This window comes from Paracoccus sp. ME4 (assembly GCF_046736325.1).
GTDB lineage: Bacteria > Pseudomonadota > Alphaproteobacteria > Rhodobacterales > Rhodobacteraceae > Paracoccus.
In genome coordinates this window covers 1,526,224-1,545,260 of sequence record NZ_CP151276.1, presented here as the reverse complement: position 1 = coordinate 1,545,260, position 19,037 = coordinate 1,526,224, and the positions used below count along the sequence as shown (strand labels likewise).

Annotated in this window: 18 protein-coding genes; 5 read left to right on the top strand and 13 right to left on the bottom strand. The window is 68.9% G+C overall.

Annotation, left to right across the window (positions count from 1 at the left end; all coding sequences use genetic code 11):
• Window positions 1–40: 40 nt before the first annotated feature.
• From AACG61_RS07940 to AACG61_RS07910, 7 genes are all read right to left on the bottom strand, one after another.
• Window positions 41–496: a cytochrome c-type biogenesis protein gene (locus tag AACG61_RS07940; protein ID WP_411839478.1), complete on the bottom strand. Its 456-nt coding sequence runs from the start codon at window positions 494–496 to the stop codon at window positions 41–43.
• 14 nt (window positions 497–510) lie between these two features.
• A complete protein-coding gene (locus tag AACG61_RS07935; RefSeq protein ID WP_411836604.1) occupies window positions 511–2,475 on the bottom strand; it encodes a heme lyase CcmF/NrfE family subunit in 1,965 nt (654 codons plus the stop codon).
• A 103-nt stretch (window positions 2,476–2,578) separates the two neighbouring features.
• Complete coding sequence (locus AACG61_RS07930; RefSeq protein ID WP_411836603.1) at window positions 2,579–3,106, bottom strand: holin family protein; 528 nt, start codon at window positions 3,104–3,106, stop codon at window positions 2,579–2,581.
• Entirely contained in the window at window positions 3,097–3,708 is a 612-nt protein-coding gene (locus AACG61_RS07925; RefSeq protein ID WP_411836602.1) for a holin-associated N-acetylmuramidase, read from the bottom strand. Before AACG61_RS07925 ends, AACG61_RS07930 begins: the two co-directional genes overlap by 10 nt.
• Window positions 3,709–3,821: 113 nt before the next feature.
• Window positions 3,822–4,271 carry a cytochrome c maturation protein CcmE gene (ccmE, locus tag AACG61_RS07920; protein ID WP_411839477.1) on the bottom strand — a complete coding sequence of 150 codons (450 nt, stop codon included), beginning with the start codon at window positions 4,269–4,271 and terminating at the stop codon, window positions 3,822–3,824.
• Window positions 4,272–4,291: 20 nt separating this feature from the next.
• Entirely contained in the window at window positions 4,292–5,104 is an 813-nt protein-coding gene (locus AACG61_RS07915; protein WP_411836601.1) for a glutamate racemase, read from the bottom strand.
• Between the two features lie 78 nt (window positions 5,105–5,182).
• A complete protein-coding gene (locus AACG61_RS07910; RefSeq protein WP_411836600.1) occupies window positions 5,183–8,572 on the bottom strand; it encodes an indolepyruvate ferredoxin oxidoreductase family protein in 3,390 nt (1,129 codons plus the stop codon).
• Window positions 8,573–8,734: 162 nt separating this feature from the next.
• On the opposite strand from AACG61_RS07910, the gene AACG61_RS07905 reads away from it, so the two are divergent.
• The 5 genes from AACG61_RS07905 to AACG61_RS07885 all read left to right on the top strand — a co-directional run bounded on the left by AACG61_RS07905 (window position 8,735) and on the right by AACG61_RS07885 (window position 14,244).
• Window positions 8,735–9,640 (top strand): LysR family transcriptional regulator, encoded by a 906-nt coding sequence (locus AACG61_RS07905; protein WP_411836599.1) that lies wholly within the window; start codon window positions 8,735–8,737, stop codon window positions 9,638–9,640.
• Window positions 9,641–9,969: 329 nt separating this feature from the next.
• Window positions 9,970–12,144 carry a phosphoribosylformylglycinamidine synthase subunit PurL gene (gene purL / locus AACG61_RS07900; protein WP_411836598.1) on the top strand — a complete coding sequence of 725 codons (2,175 nt, stop codon included), beginning with the start codon at window positions 9,970–9,972 and terminating at the stop codon, window positions 12,142–12,144.
• Window positions 12,141–13,283 carry a bifunctional 2-C-methyl-D-erythritol 4-phosphate cytidylyltransferase/2-C-methyl-D-erythritol 2,4-cyclodiphosphate synthase gene (locus AACG61_RS07895; RefSeq protein ID WP_411836597.1) on the top strand — a complete coding sequence of 381 codons (1,143 nt, stop codon included), beginning with the start codon at window positions 12,141–12,143 and terminating at the stop codon, window positions 13,281–13,283. The genes purL and AACG61_RS07895 overlap by 4 nt, the downstream gene beginning before the upstream one ends.
• The gene (locus tag AACG61_RS07890; RefSeq protein WP_411836596.1) at window positions 13,280–13,777 is read left to right on the top strand and encodes a phosphatidylglycerophosphatase A; all 498 of its coding nucleotides are present in this window, start codon (window positions 13,280–13,282) and stop codon (window positions 13,775–13,777) included. The genes AACG61_RS07895 and AACG61_RS07890 overlap by 4 nt, the downstream gene beginning before the upstream one ends.
• 44 nt (window positions 13,778–13,821) lie before the next feature.
• The gene (locus tag AACG61_RS07885) at window positions 13,822–14,244 is read left to right on the top strand and encodes a CinA family protein (protein ID WP_411839476.1); all 423 of its coding nucleotides are present in this window, start codon (window positions 13,822–13,824) and stop codon (window positions 14,242–14,244) included.
• Here AACG61_RS07885 and AACG61_RS07880 read toward each other — a convergent pair.
• The 6 genes from AACG61_RS07880 to AACG61_RS07855 all read right to left on the bottom strand — a co-directional run bounded on the left by AACG61_RS07880 (window position 14,241) and on the right by AACG61_RS07855 (window position 19,027).
• A complete protein-coding gene (locus tag AACG61_RS07880) occupies window positions 14,241–15,281 on the bottom strand; it encodes a threonine aldolase family protein (RefSeq protein ID WP_411836595.1) in 1,041 nt (346 codons plus the stop codon). The two genes, AACG61_RS07885 and AACG61_RS07880, sit on opposite strands and share 4 nt — an antisense overlap.
• Entirely contained in the window at window positions 15,278–15,718 is a 441-nt protein-coding gene (locus tag AACG61_RS07875) for a YcgN family cysteine cluster protein (RefSeq protein WP_411836594.1), read from the bottom strand. The genes AACG61_RS07880 and AACG61_RS07875 overlap by 4 nt, the downstream gene beginning before the upstream one ends.
• On the bottom strand, window positions 15,718–16,647 hold the full coding sequence (locus AACG61_RS07870) for a bifunctional riboflavin kinase/FAD synthetase (protein WP_411836593.1): 930 nt from the start codon (window positions 16,645–16,647) through the stop codon (window positions 15,718–15,720). The genes AACG61_RS07875 and AACG61_RS07870 overlap by 1 nt, the downstream gene beginning before the upstream one ends.
• Window positions 16,648–16,679: 32 nt before the next feature.
• Window positions 16,680–17,123 carry a MaoC family dehydratase gene (locus AACG61_RS07865; RefSeq protein ID WP_411836592.1) on the bottom strand — a complete coding sequence of 148 codons (444 nt, stop codon included), beginning with the start codon at window positions 17,121–17,123 and terminating at the stop codon, window positions 16,680–16,682.
• Between the two features lie 126 nt (window positions 17,124–17,249).
• Window positions 17,250–18,110 carry a TIGR01459 family HAD-type hydrolase gene (locus AACG61_RS07860; protein WP_411836591.1) on the bottom strand — a complete coding sequence of 287 codons (861 nt, stop codon included), beginning with the start codon at window positions 18,108–18,110 and terminating at the stop codon, window positions 17,250–17,252.
• Window positions 18,110–19,027 (bottom strand): manganese-dependent inorganic pyrophosphatase, encoded by a 918-nt coding sequence (locus AACG61_RS07855; RefSeq protein WP_411836590.1) that lies wholly within the window; start codon window positions 19,025–19,027, stop codon window positions 18,110–18,112. Before AACG61_RS07855 ends, AACG61_RS07860 begins: the two co-directional genes overlap by 1 nt.
• Window positions 19,028–19,037: the final 10 nt, after the last annotated feature.

Sequence of the window (19,037 nt, the reverse complement as noted above, 5' to 3'; positions counted from 1 at the left end):
TCATGCAGGAAAGCGGCGCCGGGGAAAGCGCGACCCCGCGTCAGGGACGGCGCATGATCTCGTCCAGGCGACGCTGTTCCTCCGGCTCCAGCGCGGCGACGCTCTCCTGTGCGCGGCTGCGACCGCGCAGGAAGCCCGCCGCCGTCAGCGCCGCGACAAGCCCCATCAGCGGCGCGGCCAGCCACAGGATCAGGTTCGCGCCCGCCGCACGCGGCTCGAACAGGACGAACTCTCCGAAGCGGTCGGCGACATTATCGATGACCTCGGCGTCGCTGTCGCCCGCGACCAGACGCTCGCGCACATAGAGCCGCAGGTCGCGGCTGATGGGGGCGTTCGATTCGTCGATGTTCTCGCCCTGGCAGACCGGGCAGCGCAGCTTCTGCGAGATGTCGCGGGCGCGCGATTCCAGCGCCGCGTCGGGCAGGATCTCGTCGGGCTGGACCGACAGGACCGGCGTCGCGGCCAGCGCCACCAGCAGCGACAGGGCGGCGCCCATGCGGCGGGCGGCACTCATTCCGCAGGCACCGCGCCGCGCCGGGCGGTCTTGGCCGCCCCCGCCGCCACCCGATAGCGCCGATCGGTCAGGCTGATCAGCCCGCCAAGCGCCATCAGCATCGCCCCGCCCCAGATCCAGTTCGCGAAGGGCTTGATGTAGGTCCGCACCGCCCAGCCCCCGCCCGGCTGTTCGTCGCCCAGCACGACATAGAGGTCGCGCCACAGGCCGTAATCGATGGCGGCCTCGGTCGTGGGCATGCCTTGGACCGGATAGACGCGCTTTTCCGGGTGCAGCATGGCGACGGGGCGGCCGTCGCGGCTGGCCTCGATCACGGCGCGCTGCGCGAGATAGTTCGGGCCGTCGGCCCGGTCCACGTCGCGCAGCACCAGGTCGTAGGCGCCGACGCGGAACGGCTGGTCGATCTGAGCCACGCGCACGTCCTCGACCTGCCAGGCCTGGATCAGCGCCACGGCCAGGAAGGTCACGCCCAGGCCCGCATGGGCCACGGCCTTGCCCCAATCGGCGCGCGGGAGGCGCAGCAGGCGCCCCGCGCCCGACGATCCCGTGCGCAGCCACAGATCGGCCAGCGCGCCGAAGATCAGCCAAGCACCCAGGCCCGCCCCGATCACCGCCAGCGCCGAGTGACCGGTCGAGACCGCGAAGACCAGGAGCATCACCGCCGCCGTCAGCACAGCAGGGCCGCGCAGGGGCCGCAGGCTGCGCGCGAGGCCCGCGCGCTTCCACGGCATCAGCGAGCCCAGAGGCAGCGCGATGGCCAGCACGATCATGAAGGGCGTGAAGGCCTGGTTGAAGAAGGGTGGACCGACCGAGAGGACCCGGCCCCAGACCATCTCCGCCAGAAGCGGCCAGATGGTGCCCACGAAGACCACGAAGGCCGAGACCGCCAGAAGGACGTTGTTCAGCACCAGCGCCCCTTCGCGCGAGACCGGCGAGAAGACCCCCTTGGCGGTCATCGCCGAGGCGCGCAGCGCATAGAGCGTCAGCGCACCCCCGGTGAACAGGACCAGGATCGCCAGGATGAAGATGCCGCGTTCGGGGTCGTTCGCGAAGCTGTGGACCGAGGTGATCAGCCCCGAGCGCACGATGAACGTCCCGATCAGCGAGAAGCCGAAGGCGAGGATCGCCAGGAGGATCGTCCAGCTCTTCAGCGCCTCGCGCTTTTCGACGACGATGGCGGAATGCAGGAGCGCTGCGGCCAGCAGCCAGGGCATGAAGCTGGCGTTCTCGACGGGGTCCCAGAACCAGAAGCCGCCCCAGCCCAGTTCGTAATAGGCCCACCACGAGCCGAGTGCGATGCCGATGGTCAGGAACACCCAGGCCGCCAGCGTCCAGGGCCGGACCCATCGCGCCCAGGCCGCATCGACGCGCCCCTCGATCAGGGCGGCCACGGCAAAGCTGAAGGCCATCGAGAGCCCGACATAGCCGAGATAGAGGAAGGGCGGATGGAAGGCCAGGCCCGGGTCCTGCAGCAGCGGGTTCAGGTCGCGCCCGTCGAAGGGCGGATTTCCCATGCGCCAGAAGGGGTTGGAGGTGAAGATGATGAAGGCGTAGAAGGCCACCGTGACCGAAGCCTGCACGCTGAGGACGCGGGCGCGCAGACTGGGCGGCAGGTTGCCCCCGAACAGCGCCGCCGCCGCCCCGAACAGCGCCAGGATCAGCACCCAGAGCAGCATGCTGCCCTCATGGTTGCCCCAGACACCGCTGATCTTGTAGATCAGCGGTTTCGCGGTGTGCGAATTCTCATAGACCAGCCGGACCGAGAAGTCGGACGTCACGAAGGCCACCGTCAGCGCCCCGAAGCTGACCGCGATCAGCACGGCCTGCACCAGCGCCGCGGGACGCGCGCTCTCCATCCAGCCGTGCCAGCCACGCGCCGCGCCGACCATCGGCACGATCATCTGGAAGATCCCGACCGTGAAGGCCAGGATCAGGGCGAAATGGCCAAGCTCTGCGATCATCTGCGGCAATCCCTCTGCTGGCCTCGCAGCATAGGGATACGCGAAAGGGGGGGAAAGCCCCCCCTTGGTCCCAGCCCCGTCCTTCGGCGCCCCCGGCTGCGGCCTAATCGCGCAGGCCCGCGACCCAATCCCGCAGCGCGGCATTGTCGGCGAAATCGTCGTCCGGGCGGACGACGCGGACCGGCTGGCCCGTGGGCACCACGGTCGTCTCCTCGGTGACGCGGGCGGGCCAGACCCGGTGACGGAAATGATGCGCCTCGCGCGCCCCGAAATAGAAGCCCACGATGGCGCCCAGCAGCCACCACAGGGGTTCGGGGATGCGCTGCAACCCTTCCATGCGGATGCCGAAGCCGATCGGCTCGACCATGGCATAGATGAACAGCCCCATCGTCCCCAGGGCCAACAGCGGGCGCGGCAGGCGGTTCAGCCCGTTGACGAACCCGTCGAACCAGCCCTGCCGGGGAACGGCGAACTCCTGCCCGTGCTGGGCGATGGCGCGGGCATAGGCCTCCTCGTCCAGCTCCATGCGGCGGGTGGCGTTCTGGGTGAAGACCTCGGCCATGCCGGTCGCGGCGCTGCCCAGGGCGGTGACGGTCGGCGCGATGCCGATGAAGCGGTCGATCAGGCCCATTTCGCGGTCCTCTCGCGGTGCTCTGCGGGGGTCAGGTGATAGCGGGGGGCGATGAACTCCTCCGCGCGGGTGATCCAGCCGCCCTTGCCGCCGGCCTTGGTGCGGGCGAACTTGCGGCTGGCGGGACGCTGATCGGCCAGCGCGTAGTAGTAGTTGCGCCGCGCGATGCCATAGGCATCGGCCAGATGCGCGGGCGCGGCCTCGGCCGCCTCGGTCACGGCGGCGATGGTGGCGGGGCCGACGATGCCGTCATCGACCGCGGGAAAGCCCATCCGCGTGATCAGCCGCTGCAGGATCTTCACCGCATTGGCCCCGGCGTTGACATACATGTCGAAGACGCTGGCCTGAACCGGGGCAGGCAGATCCGCCAGCCGGGGCCTGGCGAAATAGTGCTGGACGAAGATCTGTTCGGCCTGCGCGCGCGTCAGGGCGCGGACATCCGCGACATCGACCCGGCCGTCGCCGTTCAGGTCCAGGCCCAGGGTCTGCATGGTCCCGATGGTGACGCCGTGGTTGGTGGCCCCGCCCGGATCGTCGGGGTCGTTCACGAAGCCACCCTCGCGGGCGACGATCTCTCGGGCAATCTGTTCGACACTCGGCATGGCACCCCCTCGCCTTGCGCACCCCGGACGGAGCGCTGCGGGGAATGCTGACGGCGCGCGGTTAACGTCCTGTTAACCCTGCGGGCGTTGCCGGGGCGTCAGTTTCGGGGACGTCAGGCGTCGGGGTCCTTGTAGACGCCGGTCGCCTTCAGCGTGTCGACGACCTCGCGCGGCATGTAGGTCTCGTCATGCTTGGCCAGGATCTCGCGCGCCTCGAAGCGGCCGTCGCGATACCAGCCCTTGGCGATGGTGCCCTGCCCCTCGCTGAACAGGTCCGGGCGCGGGTCGCCGCCGACATAGGCCACGGGGATCTCGGCCGCGCCGTCGGTGATGACGAAATCGAAGGCCACCCCATCGCGGTTGACGATCGAGCCCTCCTTGACCAGTCCGCCCAGCTGGAAGAACTCGTCCGGCTCGGGCGCCGCCTCAGTGACCTGGCTGGGCGAGCGATAGAGGTTGATGCCGTCGCTGAACCCGTATCCGATCAAAGCCACGGCCAGGACCAGCGCCACGCTGCCCGCGGCCAGGACCTGGATGCGGCGCTGCTTCTTGAGGGATTTCATGCCGGCCATCGGGTGCCTCCTCACGCGGCCTGAAAGCGCAGCGGACGGCGCAGGAACTGCGTGGCCTTGCCGCCGACGCGCACCGGATCGCCCGTGGTCAGGTATTTCGACTCCGTCCCCGGCCCCACGAATTCGGGCCTGCGGATGAGGTAATCGGCCAGGCTCTCGGCCACCAGCCCCGCCTGGCTGAACACCGTGACGTCGGGGCCAAGTGCGCGCTGGAAGGCCTCCTGCATCAGCGGATAGTGGGTGCAGCCCAGAACCGCCGCCTCCGGGTGCGGCATGCGCCGCTTCAGCGCCTCGACATGGCTGGTGACCAGCGCCTCGGCCAGCTGCTCGTCGCCCATCTCGATCGCATCGACGACGCCGGCGCAGGGCTGCGCCTCGACATCGACGCCGACCGCGCGGAAGGCCAGCTCGCGCTGGAAGGCGCGGCTGGCGACGGTGGCGGGGGTCGCGAACAGGGCCACGTTGTTCACGGCCACCTGACGGGGGGGCGAATTGTCGCCCCAGGCCCGCTCGGTCAACGCCTCGATCATCGGGACGAAGACGCCCAGGACGCGTTTGTCCGCGGGCAGCCAGGTCTCCTGCATCCGCTTCAGGGCGGCGGCGCTGGCGGTGTTGCAGGCCAGGATCACCAGATCGCAGCCCTCGGCCCAAAGCCGCTCGACCCCGGCGCAGGTCAGATTGAAGATGTCGTCATGGGTTCGCACGCCATAGGGCGCATGGGCGTTGTCGCCCAGGTAGACCAGCGGCAGATCGGGCAGGCGCGCGGCGATGGCCTGATGGACCGTCAGCCCGCCCAGCCCCGAATCGAAGACCCCTACCGCCATCTGCCGCCCCCCTGAGACCGTCCCTGTGATCGTGGCGCCCTTCTTAGGACGCCACGACCGGTTTGAAAATGCGCCAGATCACTCCGCCGCTTCACGGATCGGTGCCCGCCCGGTCCGGAACTGCTCCAGCAGCTCGGCCCGGCGCAGGGCGGCCTGATCGGCGGCGCGGTCCTTGACTGGGCCAAAGCCGCGCACGCCCAAGGGCAGCTCGGCCAGCTCGATCGCGACCGGCAGCATCGGGTCGGTCAGGCCCGCGAAGATCTCGGCCATGTCGGCCTCGTATTCGCGGATCGCGGCGCGCTCGCGGCGACGCTCGGCACTGTAGCCGAACGGATCCAGCGGCGTGCCGCGCAGCCCCTTGCAGGCCGCCAGCACGCGGAAGGCGCGGAACATCCACGGGCCGAACTCGCGCTTCTTCGGGCGGCCGTCGGCATCCTTGCCGTTCAGCATCGGCGGGGCCAGATGCAGCGACAGCCGCACATCGCCCTCCCACCGGTCAGCGACCTGCCGCGCGGTGCTCAGATGCAGCCGCGCGACCTCATATTCGTCCTTGTAGGCCAACAGCTTGTAGTAGCTTCTTGCGACGCTGTCACGCAGGCCCGCAGGCGCCGCATCGACCAGCTTGCGATAGCGCCGCGCCAGGCGGCGGCCCTGAAACTCGATCAGGCGCGCCTCGCGATAGGCGACCGGATCGGGCGGCAGCTGGACGACCTCGGCGGGCTTGCGGGTCTGCCCGGGGAAGGCCACGGCCCAACGGCCGATCTGGAAGGCGCGCTGGTTCGCCTCGACCTGCGCGCCGTTCAGGCGGATCGCCTCCATGATCGCGTCATGGGACAGCGGGATCAGCCCCTGCTGCCAGCAGGCCCCCAGGACCAGCATGTTCGAATAGATCGAATCGCCCAGCATCCGCAGCGCCAGGTCGTTGGCGTCCAGGAAGGCCACCCGCTTGCCCAAGCGCGCCTCCAGCGACATCCGCAGCCGGTCCGAGGGCACGCGGAAGTCGCGGTCGCGGGTGAAATCGCCGGTGATGATCTCATGATCGTTCACCACCGCACCGGTGCGGCCGGCGGTCATCAGGCCGATCGTCTTGGCCCCGGCCGTCACGACCAGATCGCCGCCGATCACGCAATCGGCCTCGCCCACGGCGACGCGGATCGCGCTGATGTCCTCGGGACGCTCGGCCAGGCGCAGGTGGATGTGGACGGCGCCGCCCTTTTGGGCCAGCCCCGCCATCTCCATCATGCCCGCGCCCTTGCCGTCCATATGCGCGGCCTGCGCCAAGACCGCGCCGACCGTCACCACGCCGGTGCCGCCGACGCCGGTGATGACGACGTTATGCGTGCCGCGGATCGCGGGCAGCGCCGGCTCGGGCAGCGGCGGCAGATCGAACGCCTCGGCCTTGGGCTTGCGCAGCTTGCCGCCCCGGACCGACACGAAGCTGGGGCAGAACCCCTTGACGCAGCTGAAATCCTTGTTGCAGCTGGACTGGTCGATCTGGCGCTTGCGGCCCAGCTCGGTGTCCAGCGGCACGATGGAGACGCAGTTGGATTGCACCGAACAGTCGCCGCAGCCCTCGCAGACCTCGGGGTTGATCCAGACGCGGCGGTCGGGGTCGGGGAACTGGCCCTTCTTGCGCCGCCGCCGCTTCTCGGCTGCGCAGGTCTGGACATAGAGGATCGCGCTCACGCCCTCCACCGTCTCCAGCTCGCGCTGGACGGCCATCATCTTGTCGCGCGTCTCGATCCGCAGGCCCTTGGGGAACTGGGCGGGATCGACCTCCTCCTTCTCGTCATGCACCACGATCAGCGGGCTGACGCCCATGGCCTGCAGCTCACGCGCGATCTGCGGAGCGGTCAGGCCGCCCTCGTTCGGCTGCCCGCCGGTCATCGCGACGGCGTCGTTATAGAGGATCTTGTAGGTGATGTTGGTGCCCGCCGCCTTGGCCGCGCGGATCGCTAGAGACCCCGAATGATTATAAGTTCCGTCGCCAAGGTTTTGAAAGACATGACCTCTCTTGCTGAACGGCGCCTCGCCGATCCAGTTCACGCCCTCGCCGCCCATATGGGTGAAGCCGTTGGTCTCGCGACCCATCCACTGCACCATGTAGTGGCAGCCGATCCCGGCATAGGCGCGGCTGCCCTCGGGCAGGCGGGTCGAGGTGTTGTGCGGGCAGCCCGAACAGAACCACGGCGTGCGGGTCGCGATCTCGGGCGCGTTGTCGTTGCGCCGCACCTCGTTCAGCCGCTCAAGCCCGGCGCGCAGACGCTCGGTCCCGCGGCCCTCCTCGATCAGGATGCCGCCGATCTTCTGCGCGATCATCACCGGGTCCAGCGCATAGCGGACCGGGAACAGCTCCTCTCCGGTGCGGTCATGCTTCCAGCCATGGACGCGGCGGCCGTGGCGGTTGTCGAAGATCGCCTCCTTCAGCTGCACCTCGATCAGCTTGCGCTTCTCCTCGACGCAGATGATCAGCTCCAGGTCCTCGGACCATTCCTGGATCGACTTCATGTCCATGGGCCAGGTCTGCCCGACCTTGTAGGTGGTCAGGCCCAAACGCTCGGCCTCGGCCTCGTCGATGCCCAGCAGCGACAGTGCGTGGACCAGGTCCAGCCAGTTCTTGCCCGCGGCCACGAAACCGATCCGCGCCCCGGACTTGCCCCAGACCTTGCGGTCGATGCGGTTCGCGCGGCTGAACGCCTCGGCCGCCCACCGCTTGTGGTCGATCATCCGCGCCTCCTGCGCGACCGGCGTGTCGCCAAGGCGGATGTTCAGCCCACCCTCGGGCAGCACACGCTCGGGCGTCACGAAGCGCAGCCGGAACGGATCGCCGTCCACGACCGAGGTCGCCTCGACCGTGTCCTTCATCGTCTTGAGGCCGGTCCAGACCCCCGCATAGCGCGACAGCGCAAAGCCGTAGAGGCCGTAATCCAGGATCTCCTGCACGCCTGCGGGCGACAGCACCGGGATATAGGCGTCGATCATCGCCCAGTCCGACTGATGCAGCACGGTCGAGCTTTCGCCCGTATGGTCGTCGCCCATCGCCATGACAACGCCGCCGTGGCGCGACGATCCGGCCATGTTGCCGTGCCGCATGACGTCGCCCGACCGGTCCACGCCCGGCCCCTTGCCGTACCACAGCGCGAAGACGCCATCATGGCGCCCCTCCCCGCGCAGCTCGGCCTGCTGGCTGCCCCAGATGGCGGTGGCGGCCAGATCCTCGTTCAGGCCCGGCTGGAACAGCACCTGCGCCGCGGCCAGGCGCTTGGCCTCGCGCGTCATCATCAGGTCCACGCTGCCAAGCGGGCTGCCGCGATAGCCGGTGACCAGGCCCGCCGTGTCCAGGCCCGCGGCTTTGTCGCGTGCCGATTGCATGAGCATCAGCCTCACGAGTGCCTGCGTCCCGTTCAACAAGACGTGTCGCTTCGACAGATCGAACCGGTCGGCCAGCGAAAATTCCTGCTTGCTCACTACCATCTCCTCCCATGCCCACAGGGCCTCCGACGCCATTATAGGTCAGAATGGCTGACCAACGAAGCGAAAATTGATCCCTTGACGGCGACTTGCCGGAATCGCAGGGGAAGGTTAGGTCTGCAAAAGGCGCATGGCTGTCATGACAGGATCGTAACAAGGATGGACTGGGACAAGCTCAGAATCTTTCACGCCGTCGCGGATGCGGGGTCGCTGACCCATGCGGGCGACGTGCTGCACCTGTCGCAGTCGGCGGTCAGCCGGCAGATCCGGGCGCTGGAGGAGGCCTTGGGCACGACCCTGTTCCACCGCCATGCGCGCGGCCTGATTCTGACCGAGCAGGGAGAGCTGCTGTTCGAGGCGACCTCCTCCATGTCGCGCAAGCTGGACAGCGCCTCGGCCCGCATCCGCGACAGCGAGGAGAACGTCTTCGGAGAGCTGAAGGTCACCGCGACCGTCGGCTTCGGCACGCTGTGGCTGGCCCCGCGCCTGGTCAAGCTCTACGAGAAGTTCCCCGACCTGCGCATCGACCTGCTGCTGGAGGAGCGCGTCCTGGACCTGCCCATGCGCGAGGCCGACGTGGCCATCCGCATGAAGGAGCCCAGCCAGTCCGACCTGATCCGCCGCCGCCTGCTGAACATCCGCATGCGCCTTTACGCCAGCCCGGACTACATCGCCGCGCGGGGCAACCCGGCCGATCTGACCGATCTGGCGAACCACCGGCTGATCTGCCAGAAGCCCGATCAGCCCCAGGTCGCCGCCGGCGCCCGTCTGGTGCAGGAGCTGATGGCGCAGAATGTCGGCTCCACCCTGACTGTGAACAACTATTTCGGGGTGCTCCAGGCGGTGCTGGCGAATCTGGGCATCGGCGTGCTGCCCGACTATTTGACCGCCGACCATCCGAACCTGGTCAGGGTCTTTCCCGACACCGAATCGGGCGAGGTCCCGGTCTTTCTGGCCTATCCGGAGGAGCTGCGTCAGACCCGCCGCGTGGCCGTCTTCCGCGATTTCGTGCTGGAGGAGATCCAGGCCTATCGCCGCTATCAGAGCGAAGCGGGGCAGGACTGACGCGAAAGCAGGCAGGACCGCCCGCGATTTCGCCGGAAACCGCTGAAAACACGTGATCTGCACCCTTTCCGGGCAGCCATACCGGCATTGCATGGCGGCTATGCTGCACATGCAGCCTCATTTGTCTTGAAGCGTTCACAAACTGCACATAGATCGGGCTCAGAAGACGACGACCCGCGTAATCGCGCGTCATCTTCTACCTCCCTGTTGGACTTAGGCCGGGCCTCGTGCCCGGCTTTTTTTTGTCGTGCAACCCGGTCGGGCGGCCTTCCCATGCGCGCCGGCAGCGCCTAAAAGGCGCGTGATTTCATGCGCAGGAAGGCTTGATCATGCTCGAACCCCGGATCACCCCCGAACTGATCGCCGCGCACGGGCTCAAGCCCGACGAATACGATCGCATCCTGGAGATCATCGGCCGCGAACCCAGCTTCACCGAACTGGGGATCTTCAGCGCCATGTGGAACGAGCACTGCTCCTACAAGTCGTCCAAGAAATGGCTGCGCACCCTGCCCACCGATGGCCCGCAGGTCATCTGCGGCCCGGGTGAGAACGCGGGCGTCGTGGATATCGGCGACGGCCAAGCCGTGGTCTTCAAGATGGAGAGCCACAACCACCCCAGCTATATCGAGCCGCATCAGGGCGCCGCTACCGGCGTGGGCGGCATCCTGCGCGACGTCTTCACCATGGGCGCGCGCCCCATCGCGGCGATGGACGCGCTGTCCTTCGGCCGCACGGATCACCCCAAGACGCCGCATCTGGTCAAGGGCGTGGTCGAGGGGATCGGCGCCTACGGCAATGCCTTCGGCGTGCCGAACGTGGGCGGAGAGGTCCGCTTCCATCCCAGCTATGACGGCAACTGCCTGGTCAACGCATTTGCGGCGGGCTTGGCCGATGCCGACAAGATCTTCTATTCGGCGGCCTCCGGCGTCGGCATGCCCGTCGTCTATCTGGGCGCCAAGACCGGGCGCGACGGCGTCGGCGGCGCGACCATGGCCAGCGCCGAGTTCGACGACACGATCGAGGACAAGCGTCCCACCGTGCAGGTCGGCGACCCCTTCACCGAGAAATGCCTGCTGGAGGCCTGCCTGGAGCTGATGGCATCTGGGTCGGTCATCTCGATCCAGGACATGGGGGCCGCGGGCCTGACCTGTTCGGCGGTCGAGATGGGCGACAAGGGCGGTCTGGGCATCAAGCTGATCCTGGACAACGTGCCGCAGCGCGAAGCGAACATGACCGCCTACGAGATGATGCTGTCGGAATCGCAGGAGCGGATGCTGATGGTGCTGAAGCCCGAGAAGGAGACCGAGGCCCGCGCGATCTTCGAGAAATGGGACCTGGACTTCGCGATCGTCGGAGAGACGATCCCCGAGGACCGCTTCCTGATCGTCCACCGCGACGTGGTCATGGCCGACCTGCCGCTGTCCAAGCTCTCCTCCAGCGCGCCCGAATACGACCGCCCCTGGGTGCCGACCCCGCCCGCAGGCCCCGCGCCCACCCTGCCCGCCATCGCCCCCATCGCCGCGCTGCGCGCGCTGATCGGCAGCCCTAGCCATGCCCACAAGGCCTGGGTCTGGGAACAGTACGACACCCAAGTCGGCGCCGACACGATCCGTCGCCCCGGCATGGGCGCGGGCGTGGTCCGCGTGCACGGCACCCGCAAGGCCTTGGCCTTCACCAGCGACGTGAACCCGCGCTACGTCAAGGCGAACCCCGTCCAGGGCGGCCGCCAGGCCGTGGCAGAGGCCTATCGCAACCTGACCGCCGTGGGCGCCCTGCCTTTGGCCACGACCGACAACCTGAACTTCGGCAACCCCGAGAAGCCCGAAATCATGGGCCAGCTGGTCGGCGCGATCCAGGGCATCGGAGAGGCCTGCCGCGCGCTGGACTTCCCCATCGTGTCGGGCAATGTGTCGCTCTACAACGAGACCGACGGCAAGGGCATCCTGCCCACCCCCACCATCGGCGGCGTCGGCCTGATCGCGGATCTGGACGACATCATCGCGGGCCTGCCGCAGGCAGGCGACCTGGCGCTGGTCATCGGCGCGACCGAGGGCCATCTGGCGCAGTCCGCCCTGGCCTGGGAGGGTTTCGGCATCGACGCGGGTGATGCGCCTGCGGTCGATCTGGAGGCCGAACGCCGCAACGGCGAATTCCTTCGTGCCCATCGCGCCCATCTGCGCGCGGCCAGCGACCTGTCAGATGGCGGTCTGGCGCTGGCGGCCTTCGAGATGGCCGAGGAGGCCCGCATCGGCGTCACGCTGGACAGCGCCGACATCGCGCAGCTCTTCGGAGAGGATCAGGCCCGCTATCTGGTCGCCTGCGCGCCGGACGCGGCGGCGGCCCTGACCGATGCGGCCCAGGCCGCGGGCGTGCCCATCGCCACGGTCGGCCGCTTCGGCGGTACGGCGGTCGATCTGGGCGGCGACAGCGCGGCCCTGGCCGATCTCTCGACGCTCTACCGCACGGCCTTCGCGGCGGCGATCCAGGGCGCGGATCACGCATGATCCGCGCGCCCCGCGGCTATGCGGCGCTGATCACCGCCGCCGGACGCGGCACGCGCGCGGGCGGCGGCACGCCCAAGCAATGGCGCGATCTGGCCGGACGGCCGGTTCTGGACCGCACGCTGGCAGCCTTCGCGGGGTTCGAGCGGATCGTGCTGGTCGTCCATCCTGACGACATGGGCCAGGCCATCGACCGCTATGCCGGGGCGATCACCATCGTCGCGGGGGCCGAGACCCGCGCCGCCAGCGTCCGCGCGGGTCTTGAGGCGCTGGAGGGGCAGGCCAGCCACGTCCTGATCCATGACGGCGCCCGCCCGCTGGTCCCCGACGCGGTGATCCGGGGCGTGATCGATGCGCTGCAGGCCGGAGCCGATGCCGCGGCCCCCGCCCTGCCCGTCTCGGACGCGCTCTGGCGTGGCGCGGGGGACCGGGTGACCGCCACCGCCCCGCGCGACGGCCTTCACCGTGCGCAGACGCCGCAGGGCTTTGCCCTGGCCGCGATCCTCAAGGCCCATCGCGACCAGTCGGCGGATGCCGCCGATGACGTGGAACTGGCCCTTTCCGCCGGGTTGGAGGTTGCGATCACCCCCGGTTCCGAGGACAATCTGAAGATCACCTACCCCGCCGATTTCGCGCGGGCCGAACGCATTCTGGGGACCGACATGGATATCCGCCTTGGCAATGGCTATGACGTGCACGCCTTCGGGCCGGGCGACCATGTGACGCTCTGCGGCATCCGCGTGCCGCATGATGCGGGTCTGCTGGGCCATTCGGATGCCGATGTCGGCATGCACGCCCTGACCGATGCCATCTATGGTGCGATGGCGCAGGGCGATATCGGGCGGCATTTCCCGCCCTCGGACCCGCAATGGAAGGGCGCGGACAGCGCGATCTTTCTGGCCCATGCGGCGGGCATGGCGCGCGACAAGGGGTTCCGCATCGGCAATGCCGACGTGACCCTGATCTGCGAGGCGCCCAAGATCGGCCCCCATGCCCTGGACATGGCCCATCGCCTGGCCGAGATCATGGGCCTGGACGCCGCCCGCATCAGCGTCAAGGCCACGACCAGCGAACGCTTGGGCTTCACCGGCCGGCGCGAGGGCATCGCCGCAATCGCCACCGCCACCCTGATCAAGGAATGAGCATGGACCGCCTGCTGGCCACCTGGTTCTATTCCGGCCTGCTGCGCCCCGCCCCCGGCACCTGGGGATCGGCGGTCGCGGTCGCCATGGGGCTGATCCTGCACCGGATCGGGCATTTCCCGCTGCTGGCCTTGGCCACGGGTCTGGTGATCGTGCTGGGGTTCTGGGTCGTGCCGCGATACACTGCCGGGATGGCCGACCCCGACCGCAGCGAGATCGTCATCGACGAGGTCGCGGGCCAGTGGCTGGCGCTGATGGCGCCCTCCTTCGGGTTCTGGCATGCGGGTCTGACGGCCGACAACTTCCCCTGGCCGGGCTGGGTCGCGGCCTTCCTGTTCTTCCGCCTGTTCGACATCTGGAAGCCCTGGCTGGTCGGACGCGCCGACCGTCGTCACGACACGGCGGGCGTGATGCTGGATGACCTCTGGGCCGGGATCTTCGCCGCGATCGCCACGATCATCGCGGCGGGCGTGGCGCATGGGGTGCTGATGTGACGCTGGCCGCGCAGGTCCTGGACGCCGCCCGCGCGCGGGGCGTGATGATCGCCACCGCCGAAAGCTGCACCGGCGGGCTGATCGCAGGCGCTCTGACCGAGGTGCCGGGATCGTCGGACGCCTTCGACCGGGGCTTCGTCACCTATTCCAACGCCGCAAAGGTCCAGATGCTGGGCATCCGCCCCGAGACGCTGGAGGCCCATGGCGCCGTCAGCGAGGAGATCGCGGCCGAGATGGCGCAAGGCGCGCTGCGCCAATCCGGGGCGGGCATCACGGTGTCGGTCACCGGCATCGCCGGTCCCGGCGGGTCCGAGCACAAGCCCGAGGGCCGCGTCTGCTTCGGCCTCAGCCAACCCTTCGGTACGCAGACCCAGACCGTCGAATTCGGCGCCATCGGCCGCCAGCGCGTGCGCGCGGCGACCGTGGATCATGCCCTGCAGCTGCTGCTGGAGGCGTTGCGCACCTAGCCGCGCAGGATCGCGGCCAGCCGCTCCACATCCGCATCGGGCGTGTCCCAGGCACAGACCAGCCGCACCGGCACCGGATCGGCCCCTTCGGCGGACTTGTCGGGCCAGAGGTAGTACTGCGCCCCCGCCGCCCGCGCCGCGCGATGGACCGCCACCGGCAGCGTGGCAAAGACCGCGTTCGACTGCACCGGGGCCAGCAGCGCGCCACCCCCGTCCTGCACCGCCTGCGCCAGGACCTGCGCCTTGGCGTTCGCCCGCCGCGCCAGATCCAGCCACAGCCCGTCGGTGGCCAGCGCCAGCATCTGCGCGGCCAGATAGCGGTTCTTGGACAGCACATGCCCCGACTGCTTGCGGCGATAGTCGAAGCCCTCGGCCTGCGCGGGATCGAAGAAGACCATCGCCTCGGCCGCCATCGCCCCGTTCTTGGTGCCGCCCAGGCACAGCGCATCGACGCCCGCCCGCCAGGTCAGATCGGCTGCCGAACAGCCCAGGGTCGCCACCGCGTTCGAGAAGCGCGCGCCGTCCATGTGCAGCGGCAGGCCCGCCTCATGCGCCAGCGCCGCCAGGCCCGCGACCTCCTCCGGGGCATAGACGGTGCCCCATTCGGTCGCGTTCGTCAGCGACACCAGCGCGCTGCGCCCGCCGTTCAGCCCGACGCCCGCCCCGGCCTGCAGCGCGCGGGCCAGCGTGTCGGGGCCGATCTTGCCCTCCTGACCCGGCAGCGTCACCAGCTTGGCCCCGTGCGAGAAGAACTCGGGCGCGGCGCATTCGCTGGTCTCGATATGCGCGTCGTCATGGCAGTAGATGCGACCGAAGGACGGGGCCAGCTGCGCGCAGACCAGCGCGTTCGCGGCCGTGCCCGTCGCGACGAAGCGCACGACGGCCTCGGGCGCCTCCAGCAGGTCGCGGATGGCGGCCTCGGCAGCGGCGGTCACGGCATCCGCGCCGTAACCCATCGCCGCGCCCGAATTGGCGGCCATCAGCGCGTCCAGAACCGCCGGGTGGGCGGTGTAGGCATTGTCGGAGGCGAAATTCACGACAGGTCCTCGATGATGTGGTCTTCCCAATCGTCCTCGGTGACCGACAGCTCGCTGACGGTCCAGCCGCGCACGCTGGCGCCTGCGCGATGCACGCTCTCGGGATCGCCCGAGATCAGGTGGTGCCAGTCATAGAGCGGCCGCCCCTCGTGGCGCAGCCGATAGGCGCAGGTCGCCGGCAGCCACCAGGCGATCTCCTGGATCTTGGCCGGGGTCAGCACGACGCAATCGGGCACGAAATCGTGTCGGTTGGCATAGCTGGAACAGCGGCAGGCCTCGCCGTCCAGCAGCTTGCAGGCGACGCGAGTGAAGGCCAGCTCGTTCGTGTCCTCGAACTCGATCTTGTTCAGGCAGCACTTGCCGCAGCCGTCGCAGAGCGCCTCCCACTCCTCGCGGGTCAGACGGGGCAGCGGCAGCTCCCAGAACCGCTCGCGCATCAGCAACCGTCCAGGATGCGCCGCGCCTCGGCGCCGTCGCGATCCATCTGCGCAATCAGCGCCTCCAGGCTCTCGAACCGCGCCTCGTCGCGCAGGAAGGCCACCAGCGCGACCGACAGGTGCTGACCATAGAGATCGCCGGAATAGTCGAACAGGTTGACCTCCAGGTTCGGCGTGTTGACCCCGAACATCGGCCGCACGCCAAGCGAGGCGACCCCCTTGCAGGGCCCCTTGTCCGGCCCGGTCAGGATGTCGACCAGCACCGCATAGACGCCAAGCCGCGGCAGGTGCAGCCCGTCCATAACCATGTTCGCAGTGGGCCAGCCCAGCTCGCGGCCGCGCTTTTCGCCGTGGATGACCTCGCCCTCAATGCGGTGCCAGTGGCCCAGCATGCGCTCGGCCGCCTGCGTGTCGCCGCGTGCCAGCGCCTCGCGGATCGCGGTCGAGCTGTAATCGGCCCCCTCGCTGCCCGCCAGCGGCACGATGGTGACGCCGAAGCCCAGCTGCCGGCCCAGATCCTGCAGCGTCGCCGCCGTCCCCGCCCGGTTCTTGCCGAAGCAGAAATCGGCCCCCACCGTCACATGCGCGACGCCCAGGCCCTCAGCCAAGACCTCGCGCGCGAAGGCCTCGGGCGTCAGCCCGGCCAGGACGGGACCGAAGGGCAGCTCATAGAGATGCGCGACGCCAAGCCGCGACAGCCGGTTCGCCCGCGCCTCGGCGTTCATCAGCCGGAAGGGCGGCGCGTCGGGGGCGAAGTATTCGCGCGGATGCGGCTCGAAGGTCAGGATGCCCAGAGGGGCGTCGCTGGCAGCGCGGGCCGCGTCGATCACGGTGCGATGGCCGCGATGCACGCCGTCGAAATTGCCCATGGCGACCGATGCACCGCGTGCCTCGGCCTTCAGTGCGGTCCAGTCGCGATGGATCTGCAATAGGCCCCCAACGGGACGATCGGGCCGTCCCTTCAGTCGAACTTGCGGCTTGGGGCCAGCACGACCGCCTCGCCTTTCAGAACGACCGTATCGCCGACGAGGCAGCGGGTTGCAAGCGTGACCCGCCGTTTCGCGTGGTCGATCTCCTGCACGGTGACCTCGGCGCGGACCATGTCGCCGGGGCGGACGGGCGCCATGAACTTCAGCGTCTGGCCCAGATAGACCGTGCCACGACCCGGCAGCTGCTCTCCGATCACGGCCGAGATCAGCCCTGCGGTCAGCATCCCGTGGGCGATGCGCCCCTCGAAGATGGTGTCGCGGGCATAGGTCTCGTCCAGATGCACCGGGTTGCGGTCGGTCGAGACCTCGGCGAACAGGGCGATGTCGCGATCGGTCACCTGCTTCTGAAGATGGCGGGTCATGCCGATCTCCAGATCCTCGATCACGATGGTGCCGCGGGGCAGGTTGTCCAACATCACGGGGTCTTCCTGTGCCAAGAACGCAGACGCGCCATTGCTGCATAGCAGCGACGGCGCGTCTTGGCAACAAAATAACCCAAGAATGTGTTCGGACGAAACGATGTTGTCCGACCGGAACAGGGATCAGCGAAGCCGTCCGATCACCCAGGTCGGCGTCCGACCCTCGGCCATCAGCCACGGGTGCAGCAGGGCCTCCTCGGGGGCCTCCACATCCGCGCCGAAGGCATCCGCCGCAAGCCCGCCGGTCACGAAAAGCGAATCGATGCCCTGCGCCTCGGCGCCGGCGATGTCGGTCAGGATGCCGTCGCCCACCGCCAGACAGCGCGCATCGGGACCCAGGCCCATCAGCCGCCGCGCCCGATCATAGATCGGGACATGCGGCTTGCCGAAATAGAGCGCGGTGCCGCCCAGGGTCTCGTAGAACTGCGCCAGCGCGCCCGCGCAGTAGATCCGCGTCTCGCCCATGTCCACGACGATGTCGGGATTGGCGCAGAGCATCGGCAGGCCGCGTGCGATCGCCGCCTCGAAGCGGTCGCGGTAGTCCTCGGGGGTCTCGTTGATCTCGTCGAAGGGACCCGAGGCCACGATGCCCTCGGCCTCCTCCAGCGGGACGCGCCGGACCGGCTCGGCCCCCTCGGGGATGTCGGCGAAGAACCCCTCGTCCTTCTCCAGCCCGATATGCCAGACCTTGCGGCCCACGGCGCCGGCGAACATAGCCTCCTGCGCGGCATCGCCCGAGCTGACCACCAGGTCCCACGCGTCGCGCGGCACGCCCATGCGGTCCAGCTGCGCGATGACGAAGCGGTTCGGACGCGGCGCGTTGGTCATCAGGCAGACCCGCCCGCCCTTTGCGCGGAACGCCTGAAGCGCCGCCACGGCCGCGGGAAAGGGCTGCCTGCCGTTGTGCAGACAGCCCCAGAGATCGCAGAACAGCGCGTCATAGCCGGCCGAGATCTCGGCCAGCGACGAAATGATGCGGCTCATCAGACGGCCAGGACCGGGATGATCTGCTTCTTGCGGCTCACGACGCCGGGCAGCACGACCGTGTCGCCGGTGACGGTGACGCCGAAGCTGCGCTCGGCCACGAACTTGACATAGTCGTTGGGCACCAGCAGCGTCGCCTGCTCGCGCAGGATGTCGACCACGAACAGCATGACCTCGTCGGCGCCATCCTCGGCGGCGACGGCGGGCATGGCCGCGATCAGCGCGTCCTTGCGGTCCAGGATGACCTGCGGCGCGGTCGTCTCCAGGACCGAGATGCGCAGCTGCTTGCCGCCCAGCTCGTATTCCTTGCTGTCCATCTTCAGCAGCGCGGCCTCGCTGAAGGCGCTGACATCGGATTTCGCGGCGAACATCTCGGCGGCGAATTCGGCGATGTCCACGCCCAGCTCGGCGGCCAGCTTCTCGGCCACGGCGCGGTCATGCGGGGTGGTGGTCGGGCTGCGGAACTCCAGCGTGTCCGACAGGATGCAGGTCAGCATGGCGCCCTTGATGCCCTCGGGGGCGCGGGCGATGTCCTCGCCCATCAGGTCGTGCATGATGGTGGCGGTGCAGGCCAGCGGGCGGATGGTGATGTTGATCGGCGCACGGGTCTTGATGCCGCCGGCCAGCAGGTGGTGGTCGATGATCTCGATCACGTCGGCCTGATCCAGGCTGGCGGGCAGCTCGGCCGGGTTGTTGGTGTCGACGATGACGCAGACGTCCTCGGCGGTCACGTCCTCGATGATGCGCGGCTTGGCCAGGTTCCAGCGCTGCAGCATCCAGGCGGCCTCGGTATTGGGTTCGCCCTGCAGGACGGCTTCGGCCGGGGTCTGGCGGCACTCGTTCAGGTACCAGGCCCAGATGATGGGCGAGCCGGTCGAATCCGTGTCGGGAGAGGTGTGGCCAAAGACCTTGATCATGATGCGCCTC